The sequence below is a fragment of the Nocardiopsis aegyptia genome, from assembly GCF_013410755.1.
Taxonomy (GTDB): domain Bacteria; phylum Actinomycetota; class Actinomycetes; order Streptosporangiales; family Streptosporangiaceae; genus Nocardiopsis; species Nocardiopsis aegyptia.
This window is the reverse complement of sequence record NZ_JACCFS010000001.1, coordinates 6,763,535-6,775,898: the sequence shown is the minus strand read 5'-3', so window position 1 is coordinate 6,775,898 and position 12,364 is coordinate 6,763,535. Positions and strand designations below refer to the sequence as shown.

The window sequence follows — 12,364 nt, the reverse complement described above, 5'->3', positions numbered from 1 at the left end:
GTCGTATGTCCCTTCGACTATTTGATACCGGTGGTGGCGATGCCTTTGACCAGGTACTTCTGTCCGGCGAGGAAGAAGCCGAACACGGGTCCGAGGGCGATCACCGACATGGCGAACAGCGGACCCCAGGACGTCTGGGAGCTGGAGTCCACGAAGGTGCGCAGCGCGACGGGCACGGTGTACATGTCCGGGCTGGTGAGGAAGATCAGCTGGCTGAAGAAGTCGTTCCAGGTCCAGATGAAGGTGAAGATCGCCGTGGTGGCCAGGGCCGGCAGCGACAGCGGCATGATGATCCGGAAGAAGATCCGCACGTGGCCGCAGCCGTCGATGCGCGCCGCCTCGTCCAGGTCCTTGGGCAGGCCGCGGATGAACTGGACCATCAGGAAGATGAAGAACCCGTCGGTGGCCAGCAGCTTGGGCACGATCAGCGGCAGGAAGGTGTTGATCCAGCCGATCTCGGCGAACAGGATGTACTGCGGCACGATCACGACGTGGATCGGCAGCATGATGGTCGCCAGCATGATGGCGAAGAAGAGCCGCTTGCCCCGGAACTCCAGCCGCGCGAAGGCGTAGGCCGCCATCGAGCACCCGATGAGGTTGCCGATGATCGCCCCGACCACCACGATCGCCGAGTTGAGCAGGTAGTGGTGGAACGGGAACTGCAGTGCCGTCCAGCCCTCGGTGTAGTTGCCCGGGTGGAAGGTCTCGGGGATCAGGCCGGGGGCCCGGAAGATCTCCGCGGTCGGCTTGAAGGAGCTGGCGAGCATCCACAGCAGCGGGTAGAGCATGATGAGCCCGAACCCGATCAGCCCGATGTGGACGATCAGCCGTCGTGTGCGTGCGGCCCGGGAGCGCTCCTGCGTGGTCGCGCGGGCCGTCGTCTTAGTCGCCATAGAAGACCCAGTACTTGGACGCGAGGAAGTTCACCGCGGTGAACCCTCCGATGATCATGAGCAGCAGCCAGGCCATCGCCGAGGCGTAACCCATCTCGAAGGAACCGAAGCCGCGTTGGTAGAGGTAGAGCGTGTAGAACATCGTGGAGTCGGAGGGACCGCCGGTGCCGCCGCTGACGATGAAGGCCTGCGTGAACGTCTGGAACGCGTTGATGATCTGCAGGACCAGGTTGAAGAAGATGATCGGCGTGAGCAGCGGGACCGTGATGTGCCAGAACTTGCGCACCGGGCCGGCGCCGTCGACCATGGCGGCCTCGTAGTACATGCGCGGAATCTGGCGCAGGCCGGCCAGGAAGATGACCATGGGCGCGCCGAAGGTCCACACGTTGAGCACGATCAGGGTGCCCAGGGCGTAGTCGGGGTGGGAGACCCAGCCCTCGCCCTGGATGCCGAAGAAGCCCAGGACCTGGTTGATCAGGCCGTTGGCGCCGAAGACCTGGCGCCACAGGATGGCGATCGCGACACTGCCGCCCAGCAGGGAGGGCAGGTAGTAGACCGACCGGTACAGCGGCAGGCCGCGTACGCCCCGGTCCAGGACCATCGCCAGGGCCAGGGCCATCGCCAGCTGGAGCGGCACGGACACGAAGACGTAGGTGAAGGTGACCCGCAGGGAGTTGTGCAGCCGCTCGTCCTCGAGCATCCGGCTGTAGTTCTCCAGGCCGACCCAGCTGTGGTCGCCGATGAGGTTGTAGTCGGTGAAGGAGAAGTACAGGGAGGCCAGCAGAGGGCCCGCGGTGATGAAGAACAGTCCGACGAACCACGGGGCCAGGAAGCCGTACGCCGCGAGGTTCTCGCGCCGTTTGGTGCCCTGCTTCCCGGCGCGGGTCCTGGTCCTGGCGGCGGGCGCGGCCGCGACGGGGTCCGCCTTGGGCCTGCGCTGGAGCAGCGCGCTCACGGCGTTCCACCACCCCGGAGGGCGGCCGCCGCGGTGGCGGCGAGCACGTTCGGGCCTGGTTTCATGACTGGAGACCGCCAATCTCGCTGGAGGGACACGGTGAAGTGCGTGGAACGTGTCCGAGAACACGGGCCGGATCAGCGACGACCGACTTGGTAAGCGCTATCCACGTACTAGGATGTTCAGTTTCTAGCACCGGGTTTCATGGGTGTCAACGACTCGTTTCCCCCTGAACGCCATCTACACCCCGGATCGTTACAGGGGCGACGCCGAGTTCCCCGCGGAAAACCCGGTGAATCCGAGCCATTAGCGCCTATTCCTCACATGATCGCCACTATGCGTTCTTTGGTGATCACTCTCAGAAATCGGACGACCAGGTGACAGCGCGCTCCGCCTCGACGGAGACCCTCTTGTCCTGACGGTCGGAAAGCGTTTACCATGTCGATTGTGAACGACACCACTCTACGCAGGTACGCCATCGTCGGAACCGGGTCCCGCGCTCGGATGTACACCTGGGCCCTCACCGGCACCCATCGTGACCAGGGCAGACTCGTCGCGTTGTGCGACACCAACAGCACGCGGATGGCCGTGCACAACCGCATCGCCACCGACGCGGGGCTCGACCCGGTGCCCACCTACGCCGCCGAGGACTTCTCCCGCATGCTGCGCGAGGAGCGCGTGGACGAGGTCATCGTGTGCACGGTCGACCGCACCCACGCCGACTACGTCGTGGCCGCCCTGGACGCCGGCGTCGACGCGATCACCGAGAAGCCCATGACCGCCGACCTGGACGGCCTGCGCCGCATCAACGAGGCCCAGGCCCGCACCGGCCGCCGCGTCACGGTGGGCTTCAACTACCGCTACAACCCCGTCCACCGCCAGGTCCGCGACCTGCTCGCCTCCGGAGCCATCGGCGAGATCGGCTCGGTCCACTTCGAGTGGCTGCTGGACCTGCGCCACGGCGCCGACTACTTCCGCCGCTGGCACCGCGACAAGTCCCAGTCCGGCGGCCTGCTCGTGCACAAGGCCAGCCACCACTTCGACCTCGTCAACTGGTGGATCGGCGCCCGCCCCACCGAGGTCTTCGCCAAGGGCGGCCTGTTCTTCTACGGCCCCGACAACGCCCGCCGCCACGGCCTGGGCGCCCAGTACGAGCGCGGCCACCAGGCCCCCGCCGCGGAGAGCGACCCCTTCGCCCTGCACATGAGCGACAGCCCCGACCTGACGGCGCTGTACCTGGACGCCGAGCACGAGGACGGCTACCGGCGCGACCTCAACGTGTTCGGACCGGGTATCACCATCGAGGACGACATGTCGGTGCTGGTGGGCTACGACACCGGCGCCCGGCTGAGCTACCACCTGGTCGCCTACGCGCCCTGGGAGGGCTACCGCATCTCCTTCACCGGCAGCCGCGGCCGCCTGGAACTGGACATGACCGAGTTCGAGTACACCTCCCCCGAACAGGACGAGAACACCCCCGTACGCGGCATGCCCGCCCCCAAGGACCACTCCGAGGCCCGCCTGTGGCTGCGCCGCCACTGGCAGCCGCCCGAGGAGATCCCCGTCGCCGTCGGCGACGGCCCCCACGGCGGCGGCGACCAGGTCATGCTCGACTCCCTGTTCACCGGAACCGACGACGGCATCCGCCCCGACCACGCCGACGGCGGCAACGCCCTGCTCACCGGCCTGGCCGCCAACGCCTCCATCGCCTCCGGCGCCCCCGTCACCGTCGCCGACCTGCTCAAGGCGCAGGCATGAGCGCCCCGGCCCCCGTCCCCGTCCTCCTGGTCGGACTGCACGGCCACGGCCGCCACCACCTGCGCGCCCTGCGCGCCCCGGTGGCGGCCGGGCTGGTCCGCCTGGTCGGCGTGTGCGACCAGCGCCCGCCCGAGCCCGGCGACGACCTCGAAGGACACGGCCCCCTGCCCTTCCACACCGACCTGGGCGAGGCCATCGACGCCACCGGCGCCCGGATCACCCTGCTCGTCACGCCCATCCACACCCACCTGCCCCTGGCCCGTGTGGCCCTGGAGCACGGCTCCCACGTCCTGCTGGAGAAGCCCACCACCGCGACCCTGGCCGAGTTCGAGGAGCTCACCGAGATCGCCGAGCGCTCGGGGCTGGCCTGCCAGATCGGCTTCCAGAGCCTGGGCTCACACGCGGTGGCCGAGGTGCGGCGGATGATCGCCGACGGCACCATCGGCCGGCTGCGCGGCATCGGCGGACAGGGCACGTGGGTGCGCACCTCCGCCTACTACGACCGCGCCCCCTGGGCCGGACGCCGCCGCCTCGACGGCCGCGACGTGGTCGACGGGGCCCTGACCAACCCCTTCGCGCACGCCGTGGCCACCGCCCTGGCCGTGGCCGGCGCGGGGGAAGAGGCGCCGCGCAGCGTGGAGCTGGACCTGTTCCACGCCCACCCCATCGAGAGCGACGACACCTCCTGCCTGCGTCTGCGCACGGCGGACGGCACCACCGTCACCGTGGCCGTCACCCTGTGCGCCGCCCACAGCGAGCCCCCGCGCCTGATCGTGCACGGCGACCTCGGCCGCATCGACCTGGACTACACGCTGGACCGCGTCACCGTGCACCGGCCCGGCAAGGCGCCGGCCACGACCACCCACCCCCGCACCCCGCTGCTGGAGAACCTGGTCGACCACCTGCGCACGGGCGCGCCGCTGATCGTGCCGCCCGCCGCCACCCGCGCGTTCATGCACGTCCTGGAGGCGGTCCGCACCGCCCCCGACCCCGCGCCGGTGTCCGGTGACCACCAGGAGGTGACCCGCACCCCCGAGGGCACCCGACGGATCGTCGACGGCATCGACGCCCTCGTCCACCGCAGCTCCCAGACCCTGTCCCTGTTCAGCGAACTCGACCCCGTCCGCTACCCCGCCGCGCGGTCGGAGTCGGCCGCGGGATCCTGAGCCCGCGGCCACCCGGAGGAACCACCACCCCATGAGCACCGTCGACCTCGCCCTCGGCAGCACCGTCCTGGCCACCCGCCAGGACGGCACCGACATCGAGCCCGTCCTGTCCCCCCGCCCCTACCTGCACCCGGTCCGCACCAAGTCCGGCACCGTGGTCACCGAGGAGCGCCCCGCCGACCACCTGCACCACTTCGGGGTGAGCGTGGCCGTGCCCGACGTGTCCGGCACCAGCTTCTGGGGCGGGCGCACCTTCACCCCCGACCGCGGGTCGGTCCTGCTCGACAACCACGGCCGCCAGGAACACGTGTCGTGGGCGGCCCGCGGGGACGACCACCACGTCGAGGTCCTGTCGTGGACCGACACCGGCGGCGCCGAACTGCTGCGCGAGGAGCGCACCACACGCGTCCACGACCTGGACGGGCACACGTGGGTGCTGGAGATGTCCGTGCGCCTGCGCAACACCAGCGGCCGCGACCTGAGCGTGGGCAGTCCCGCCACCAACGGCCGGCCCGGCGCCGGATACGGCGGCCTGTTCTGGCGGGCGCCCCACGCGCCCACCCCGCCCGTGTGCACCGGCCCCGACGGGCTGGAGGGAGAGCAGGCCCTGCACGGGTCCCGCGCCCCCTGGCTCGCCCTGTCCGGGAGCGCGGACGGCGCCCCCTGGACCCTGGTCTTCCTCCAGACCGGCCCCGACACCGACCCCTGGTTCCTGCGCGTGCGGGAGTACCCCGGTGTCGGACCCGCGCTGGCCTGGGACACCCGCCTGCCCCTGCCCGCGGACGCCGTGCTGCGCCGGGGCCTGCGCACCGCGGTCCACGACGGGCACGCCGCCGACCCCGACGCCCTGGCCGAGGCCGCGCGGTCCCTGGACTGAGGACCGCACCGCCCTCAACCGACCACATCCACCAGCACTAGGAAGACGACTCCCATGCGCGTTCTCGTCACCGGCGGCTCGGGAAGGCTCGGCCGCAGCGTCGTGGCCACCCTCACCGAGCGCGGCCACACCGTCACCTCCGTGGACACCGCCCCGCCGCCCCCGGGCACCGAGGGGATGATCGCGGACCTGCTCGTGACGGCCGAGCGAGAGGACGTCTTCACCCGCGCCCGTCCCGAGGCCGTCGTGCACCTGGCCGGGATCGCCGTCCCCTTCGCCAGCCCCGACCTGGACACCCTCAGCATCAACGCCCGCCTGGCCTGGGCGGTGCTCTCCTCGGCCGAGGCCCACGGCGCCCGGTCGGCGGTGGCCGCCTCCAGCCCGACGGTCTACGGGTACAACACCCCCTCGTGGCGGCCCCGCTACCTGCCCCTGGACGAGGAGCACCCGGTCACGCCCTGGCACGCCTACGGGCTGAGCAAGGCCTTCATCGAGCAGACCGTGGCGGCCCTGGCACGCACCGCGAAGAGCTGCACGATGACGTGCGTGCGCCCCGGCTACGTCGTGGCTCCCGAGGAGTGGGAGGGCGCGGTCACCCAGCAGGGCCACACCATCGCCGAACGGCTGGCCGACCCCGCCCTGGCGGCCACCTCCCTGTTCAACTACGTCGACGCCCGCGACGCGGGCGATCTGTTCGCGCTGGTGATCGAGAACCCGGACCGGGTCGCCGGCGGCCAGGTGTTCAACGCCATGGCCGCCGACCCCCTGGCCCCGGGCCCGGTGGACGCGCTGCTGCCGAAGTACCACCCCGCCACCGCCGAGCACGCCGCCGCGCTGGCCGACGGCCGGGCCGTCTTCAGCTCGCGGGCCGCCCGCGAGGCACTGGGATGGAACCCCGCCCGCACGTGGCGCGAGCAGGTGCCCGCCGAGGTCCGGGACGCACTCGAACGCCGCTGACCGCACGCATGCTCCGCTACGCTAGAGAGGAAAGAGTTTTCCAGTGGCGCGCAGCAGGAGAGGAAGCGGCGTGAACTCCGGTTACGTGACGTTGGAGCAGGTCGCCGAACACGCCGGGGTGTCCCTGGCCACGGCTTCGAGGGTCATCAACGGCAGCACCCGCCAGGTGAGCCAGAAGCTCCGGGACAAGGTGACGGCCTCCGCCCAGGAACTGGGCTACCTGGCCAACGCCTCCGCCCAGACGCTGGCCCGCAACAGCAGTTCCCTGGTGGGTCTGATCGTCCACGACATCGCCGACCCCTACTTCTCCTCGATCGCGGCCGGTGTGACCCGTCAGACCGAGGCGCAGGGGCTGGTCCTGGTCCTGGGCACCACCAGCCACGCCCCGCAGAACGAGGGCCGCATCCTGGCCACTCTGCGCGCCCACCGGGCGCGCGCGGTGGTGCTGGTGGGTTCGCGCTCCACCGACGAGGAGAGCAACCGGCGCCTGGCCGAGGAGATCACCATGTTCCGCCGCCAGGGCGGACGGGTGGCGTGCGTGTCCCAGGAGGGCCTGCCCGCCGACACCGTCACCCCCGACAACCACACCGGGTCGGCCGACCTGGCACGGCACCTCATCGCCCAGGGCCACCGGGAGTTCGCGATCCTGGCCGGGCCCACCGACCTGCAGACCGCACGCGAACGGCTGGACGGGTTCCACTCCGCGCTCTCGGGCGCCGGGCTGGAACTGGCCCACCACAACGTGGTGCACGGGGCCTTCACCCGTGACGGCGGCTACGAGTCCACCCGGCGGCTGATGGCGGTGGGCACCGACGCCACGTGCCTGTTCGCGGTCAACGACGTCATGGCCACCGGCGCGATGGCGGCCCTGCGCGACCTGGGGATGCGGGTACCGCAGGACCTGTCGGTGGCGGGGTTCGACGACATCCCCACCCTGCGCGACCTGACCCCGGCCCTGACCACGGTCCGGCTGCCGCTGGAGGAGATGGGCGAGATGGCCGCGCAGCTGGCGCTGGACGGCGAGCCCGCCGAACAGCCGCGCGTGGTGACGGTCAAGGGCGAGGTCGTCGAGCGCGAGAGCACGGGTCCGGCCAAGGCCGGCTGATCCGGACGCTGCCACGGCCCCGGATCGCTTCCTACTTTCACTGAATCAGCGACGCGCTGCCCTGTATGTCACTAGGATCAACACGCGACTTTGTTTCTTGCAGGGTCGGTGATGTGGAAGTCGGTAACCGGGTCCCCTGCTCTGCCAGGGATTCTCAGCTCACAGGCTCAGAGTCCGAGTGTTACCAGACCCAGCCATCAATATAAGAAGGTGATCTTGATGGCTACGTTCCATGTAGGGCAGCAGACCGACCAAGCCGTGCTTCCTCAGCGGCTTGCTCTCGAATTCGAGTCAGTAGACAACCCCGGGATCAGGGATGAAACGGGACTCGAACGCCACGAACTCGTGGCCTCCGGCATGGGACATGGTCGAGGGGAGACCAACAACATCTCACCTGGTGTTGATGGCGTCACCCCCGTGTCTTAACAGACCGGGGAGACAGGGCTGTGAAGCCCGACCGGGCAGGGACACGTCATACACGTCCCTGCCCGGTCGCCCAGATCGGTACTCAACCGGAGGTGGCCAGGGCGTCGTCCTTGGCCAGGGTGAGGAAGAAGTCCCGCACGTCCCCGGCGAGCAGGTCGGGCACCTCCATCGCGGCGAAGTGGCCGCCGCGCTCGAACTCCGACCAGTGCCTGATGTCGTAGAGCCGCTCGGCCAGGGGCCGCACCGCCTGGGTGATGTCGTGCGCGAACACCGCGACGCCGAGCGGCACCGGGCAGGGCTCGGTGCGCCGGGGGGCGTCGTGGTGGAGTCGCGCGGAGGAGGCCGCGGTCGCGGTCAGCCAGTACAGCGAGACGTCGGTGAGGATCCGCTCGTCGTCGATCGGCGCGCAGGGGTCGGTCCACTGCGCGAACCGCTCGGCGATCCAGGCCAGCTGGCCGACCGGCGAGTCCGTGAGCGCGTAGCCGATCGTCTGCGGGGTGGCGGCCTGCAGCGCCTGGTAGGGCGGACGGTTCGCCATCAGGTGCCTGACCTTGTCCAGCCGGGCCTCGTCGCTCGCGGACAGTTCGACGCCGGCGTCCGGGTCGGGCCGGGTCGGCAGGTAGTTGACGTGCACGCCGACCACGTGCTCGGGCGCCACCGCGCCGAGGGCCGTCGAGACCCCGGAGCCGAAGTCGCCGCCCTGGGCGCCGTAGCGGTCGTAGCCGAGCCGCTCCATCAGTTCCGCCCAGGCCCGTGCGATCCGGACGATGTCCCAGCCGCGTTCGTGGGTGGGCCCGGAGAACCCGTAGCCGGGCAGGGAGGGGATGACCAGGTGGAAGTCGCGCGAGAGCGGTTCGATCACGTCCAGGAACTCCAGGAACGAGCCGGGCCAGCCGTGGGTGAGGACCAGGGCGAGCGCGTCCGGGTTCGAGGAGCGCACGTGGACGAAGTGGATGGTCTGGCCCTCGATCTCGGTGGTGAAGTGCGGCAGCGTATTGAGCCGTGCCTCGTGCGCGCGCCAGTCGTAGCCGGTGCGCCAGTGCTCGGCGAGTGCGCGGAGCCGGGCCAGGGGGAAGCCGTAGTCCCACCCGGCGTCGGCCACCTCGTTGGGCCAGCGGGTGCGGGAGAGCCGGTCGCTCAGGTCGTCGAGGTCGGCCTGGGGGACGTCGATGCGCAGCGGCGTGATCATGGTCCAACTCCCGGGGATTTCGTTCGGAGCCTGAATGTTTGTGCGACTAACGTTTGTCGCCCGAACGATATCATGATCGTTGGTGCACCCAACGATTCGCTAGACTCCACCCATGGAGAACCCACCCCAGAGGACGCCCGCCGGCTGGGAGAGCACACCCAGCTGGCTGCTCACCCAGACCGCCCACCACGCGCACCGCCTCGTGGCCGACGGGTTCTCGTCCGAGCACGCCCGCGGCTACCACTTCCGCCTCCTGGCCACCTTGGAGGAGTCCGGACCGGCCAGCCAGGCCGAACTCGGCCGCCGGAGCGGCATCCACGTCAGCGACATGGTCGCCACGATCAACGAACTCGCCGACGACGCACTCGTCGAACGCACACCGGACCCCGCCGACCGGCGGCGCAACATCATCTCCCTGACCACCGCGGGCCGACGGCGGCTGCGGCGGCTGCAGGAGCGGCTCGCCCTGACCCAGGACGAACTGCTCGCCCCGCTGACCCCTGAGGAACGCACACACCTGACCGCACTGCTGACCAGACTCCTGGACCACCACGGCCGGTGCACCGCACCCCCCGAACGGCCTGGGCCAACCATCGGGCGGCGTCGTCGCGCTCGCGCTTGAGGGTGTTTCGTGCCGGGTTCTTTAGAGGTGGTGGTGTGTCCTGCGTTCTTCGGAGTCGGATTTCTGGATTCTGAGACCACGTGACCTCAAGGAGGCATCGTGGGACGCCGTGGATACCCGACCGAGTTCCGTCGCAAGGTCTTGGACCTGGTCCAGGCCGGACGCAGCGTCGCGGACGTGGCACGCGATCTGGACATCTCCCGCCGAGACCGTCTACGCCTGGCGGCGCCAGGACCGTATCGACCAAGGTCTGGCCCCTGGCCTGACCAGCACCGAGAAGACCGAACTGGCCGCGGCGAACAAGCGCATCGCCGAGCTGGAGGCCGAACTGGCGATCCACCGCCGGGCCAGCGAACTGTTGGGGAAGGTGGTGCCCCCAAAAGACGGTTCGAGGCGATCGCGGTGATGGCCGCCGAGGGCCATCCGGTCCAGGTCGCCGTCCGGGTGCTGGGGGTGTCGGAGTCCGGGTTCTACGCCTGGCGCGACCGCGGCCCCTCGGCCCGCTCCATTCGGCACGTGATGCTCACCGACACCATCCGCCAGATCCACGCCGCCACAGGCGGCGTCTACGGCGTGCGGCGTGTGCACGCCGAACTCACCCTCGGGCGAGGAATGCAGCTCTGGCACGCCCGCGGTGGCGATGCTGATGTCCCGGGCCGGCCTCAAGGGAGTCGCCGGCCGCCCGAAGTGGCGGCGGGCGCGGCCGGACCTGGTCTCGACCGACCTGGTGGACCGCCAGTTCGCCCGCCAGGGCCTGAACCAGCTCTGGGTCACCGATATCACCGAGCACCCCACCCGGGAGGGCAAGGTCTACTGCGCGGTGGTGCTGGACGTGTGCTCCCGACGTGTGGTCGGGTGGGCGATCGCCTCCTCGCCCACGGCGGCGTTGACCACGAACGCGCTGGGCATGGCCATCGACAACCGCCAACCAGCGCCGGGGACGGTGATCCACTCCGACCACGGAGTCCAGTTCGGGTCCTGGGCCTTCACCCGTCGGGCCAAGGAGTCCGGGCTGGTGCCCTCGATGGGGTCGATCGGGGACTGCTACGACAATGCCGTCATCGAGTCGTTCTGGTCGCGCATGCAGGTCGAACTCTTGGACCGGTGCAGGTGGCGAACCCGGCTGGAGTTGGCCAACGCGATCTTCGAGTACCTGGAGATCTTCCACAACCGACAGCGCCGACACTCGGCGATCGGCTGGCTGACACCCCTAGAGTTCGAGAACAAACAACCGAGCACCGTGGCCTGAGAATCCAGAATCACGACTCCACCAAACTCAGGACACACCACTCGGGACCAACGCTTCCCCCGCGTCAGCGAGCGGTGGCATCATCCGCATGAATGAAGACAGCAGCGGCAGAGGGCAGAATCCCCATGGCAACGTTTGAAAGCGTCTGGCGCAGCATCGAGGCATGCTCGGGTCAGGTGTTCCACACCAAGAGGGGTATTCCGTTCAGCTACGACGTCCGGCACGGGCAGGTCCACCTTGCCAACACCAATCGCATCCTCCCTCGCACCGACTTCGCCAGGGCGCACGCACTCATGCCCCTGAGCGGCCCCGGGCAGCTCCAAGACCTCCAAGGGCCGTCCTACATCTTCGGCATCCTCACCGACAGGCGTATCGGGGCCTGACCGGCCCCTCTAAATGCCACGCGCCCGCCCGTGGTGACCGTGATCACAGGGGTGTGGTGGAATCCCTGCCCCTCCGGCATGCTGAGGGTGAACACAGCCAGAGAGAAGCGCAGGCGTGACAGAAGAGCGAGACCTGATCGAATACGACCAGCCCGGCGTCCTGAGCGAGGTGTTCCCCGACCGGGACACCACTGTCCCCTGGGGGTGCACCGCATGCGGGGACGTCCTGCCCGCCGATCAGATGATGGTCACCAAGATCCACCACGCCCTGTTCGCGGAGGGGTACCTGTACACCCGCTGCCCCTACCACTTCGCCGCTTACGCCGGGTCTGAATCCTGACGGGCTGGATGCTCCCCCTCCTCGGCCGCTGGCGGGGCCTCCGAGCGCCTCGGACACCCCGGCCCGGCATCCGCCCCGCACACGAGAAAGCCCCGGAGACCCAAGAGAAGGGCGTCCGGGGCGTGTGCGTCCGGGCAGCGTGCGCGCTTGCGCTCGATCTCGGCCCGGACGGCGTCGGCCCAACCCAGGTCTGCGGCCCACCGCTCGGCCGCCTTGGCGATCACAGTCTCACCGTCCGACCAGCGCACTGGATGGTCGTCCACCCCGGCTCCCACGAGCAGCTTTTTTAGGACCGCATCCTGGCCGGGTGTGTAGGTGCTCTTGGTGGTGCCCGAGCAGTCGGTGGACTCGCGACTCCAGATGGCGTCGCCGTGGTCGTTGGTGTGCTGGGGGATCAGAACTTCGTAGGTGCCGCACACGCACGGCTTTTCAGGGGTCGCCATG

General features: G+C 69.7%; 12 protein-coding genes and 1 pseudogene. 9 read left to right on the top strand and 4 right to left on the bottom strand.

What is annotated here, in order from left to right; translation table 11 throughout:
• Nucleotides 1-17 precede the first annotated feature (17 nt).
• Nucleotides 18-893: a carbohydrate ABC transporter permease gene (locus tag HNR10_RS30030; RefSeq protein ID WP_179829324.1), complete on the bottom strand. Its 876-nt coding sequence runs from the start codon at nucleotides 891-893 to the stop codon at nucleotides 18-20.
• On the bottom strand, nucleotides 883-1,848 hold the full coding sequence (locus tag HNR10_RS30025; protein ID WP_179829323.1) for a carbohydrate ABC transporter permease: 966 nt from the start codon (nucleotides 1,846-1,848) through the stop codon (nucleotides 883-885). The genes HNR10_RS30030 and HNR10_RS30025 overlap by 11 nt, the downstream gene beginning before the upstream one ends.
• 447 nt (nucleotides 1,849-2,295) lie before the next feature.
• Between HNR10_RS30025 and HNR10_RS30020 the strand changes: the two genes are divergently transcribed.
• The 5 genes from HNR10_RS30020 to HNR10_RS30000 all read left to right on the top strand — a co-directional run bounded on the left by HNR10_RS30020 (nucleotide 2,296) and on the right by HNR10_RS30000 (nucleotide 7,711).
• Entirely contained in the window at nucleotides 2,296-3,606 is a 1,311-nt protein-coding gene (locus HNR10_RS30020) for a Gfo/Idh/MocA family oxidoreductase (RefSeq protein ID WP_312889461.1), read from the top strand.
• On the top strand, nucleotides 3,603-4,772 hold the full coding sequence (locus tag HNR10_RS30015; protein ID WP_179829321.1) for a Gfo/Idh/MocA family protein: 1,170 nt from the start codon (nucleotides 3,603-3,605) through the stop codon (nucleotides 4,770-4,772). The genes HNR10_RS30020 and HNR10_RS30015 overlap by 4 nt, the downstream gene beginning before the upstream one ends.
• Before the next feature lie 31 nt (nucleotides 4,773-4,803).
• Nucleotides 4,804-5,649, top strand: coding sequence for a DUF6807 domain-containing protein (locus tag HNR10_RS30010; RefSeq protein WP_179829320.1), 846 nt, complete (start codon nucleotides 4,804-4,806; stop codon nucleotides 5,647-5,649).
• Between the two features lie 54 nt (nucleotides 5,650-5,703).
• A complete protein-coding gene (locus HNR10_RS30005; RefSeq protein WP_179829319.1) occupies nucleotides 5,704-6,606 on the top strand; it encodes an NAD-dependent epimerase/dehydratase family protein in 903 nt (300 codons plus the stop codon).
• Between the two features lie 70 nt (nucleotides 6,607-6,676).
• Nucleotides 6,677-7,711, top strand: a complete 1,035-nt coding sequence (locus tag HNR10_RS30000; RefSeq protein ID WP_179829318.1) for a LacI family DNA-binding transcriptional regulator — start codon at nucleotides 6,677-6,679, stop codon at nucleotides 7,709-7,711.
• A gap of 508 nt (nucleotides 7,712-8,219) precedes the next feature.
• On the opposite strand, the gene HNR10_RS29995 is transcribed toward HNR10_RS30000, so the two are convergent.
• On the bottom strand, nucleotides 8,220-9,326 hold the full coding sequence (locus HNR10_RS29995) for an epoxide hydrolase family protein (RefSeq protein ID WP_179829317.1): 1,107 nt from the start codon (nucleotides 9,324-9,326) through the stop codon (nucleotides 8,220-8,222).
• Between the two features lie 112 nt (nucleotides 9,327-9,438).
• On the opposite strand from HNR10_RS29995, the gene HNR10_RS29990 reads away from it, so the two are divergent.
• The 4 genes and pseudogenes from HNR10_RS29990 to HNR10_RS29975 all read left to right on the top strand — a co-directional run bounded on the left by HNR10_RS29990 (nucleotide 9,439) and on the right by HNR10_RS29975 (nucleotide 11,920).
• Entirely contained in the window at nucleotides 9,439-9,948 is a 510-nt protein-coding gene (locus HNR10_RS29990; RefSeq protein WP_179829316.1) for a MarR family winged helix-turn-helix transcriptional regulator, read from the top strand.
• Between the two features lie 99 nt (nucleotides 9,949-10,047).
• A pseudogene (locus HNR10_RS29985) lies at nucleotides 10,048-11,197 on the top strand (IS3 family transposase).
• Between the two features lie 92 nt (nucleotides 11,198-11,289).
• Nucleotides 11,290-11,580 carry a hypothetical protein gene (locus HNR10_RS29980; RefSeq protein WP_218898143.1) on the top strand — a complete coding sequence of 97 codons (291 nt, stop codon included), beginning with the start codon at nucleotides 11,290-11,292 and terminating at the stop codon, nucleotides 11,578-11,580.
• A 115-nt stretch (nucleotides 11,581-11,695) separates the two neighbouring features.
• Complete coding sequence (locus HNR10_RS29975; RefSeq protein ID WP_179829314.1) at nucleotides 11,696-11,920, top strand: hypothetical protein; 225 nt, start codon at nucleotides 11,696-11,698, stop codon at nucleotides 11,918-11,920.
• On the opposite strand, the gene HNR10_RS29970 is transcribed toward HNR10_RS29975, so the two are convergent.
• Complete coding sequence (locus tag HNR10_RS29970; RefSeq protein WP_179829313.1) at nucleotides 11,899-12,363, bottom strand: hypothetical protein; 465 nt, start codon at nucleotides 12,361-12,363, stop codon at nucleotides 11,899-11,901. The two genes, HNR10_RS29975 and HNR10_RS29970, sit on opposite strands and share 22 nt — an antisense overlap.
• Nucleotide 12,364 lies beyond the last annotated feature (1 nt).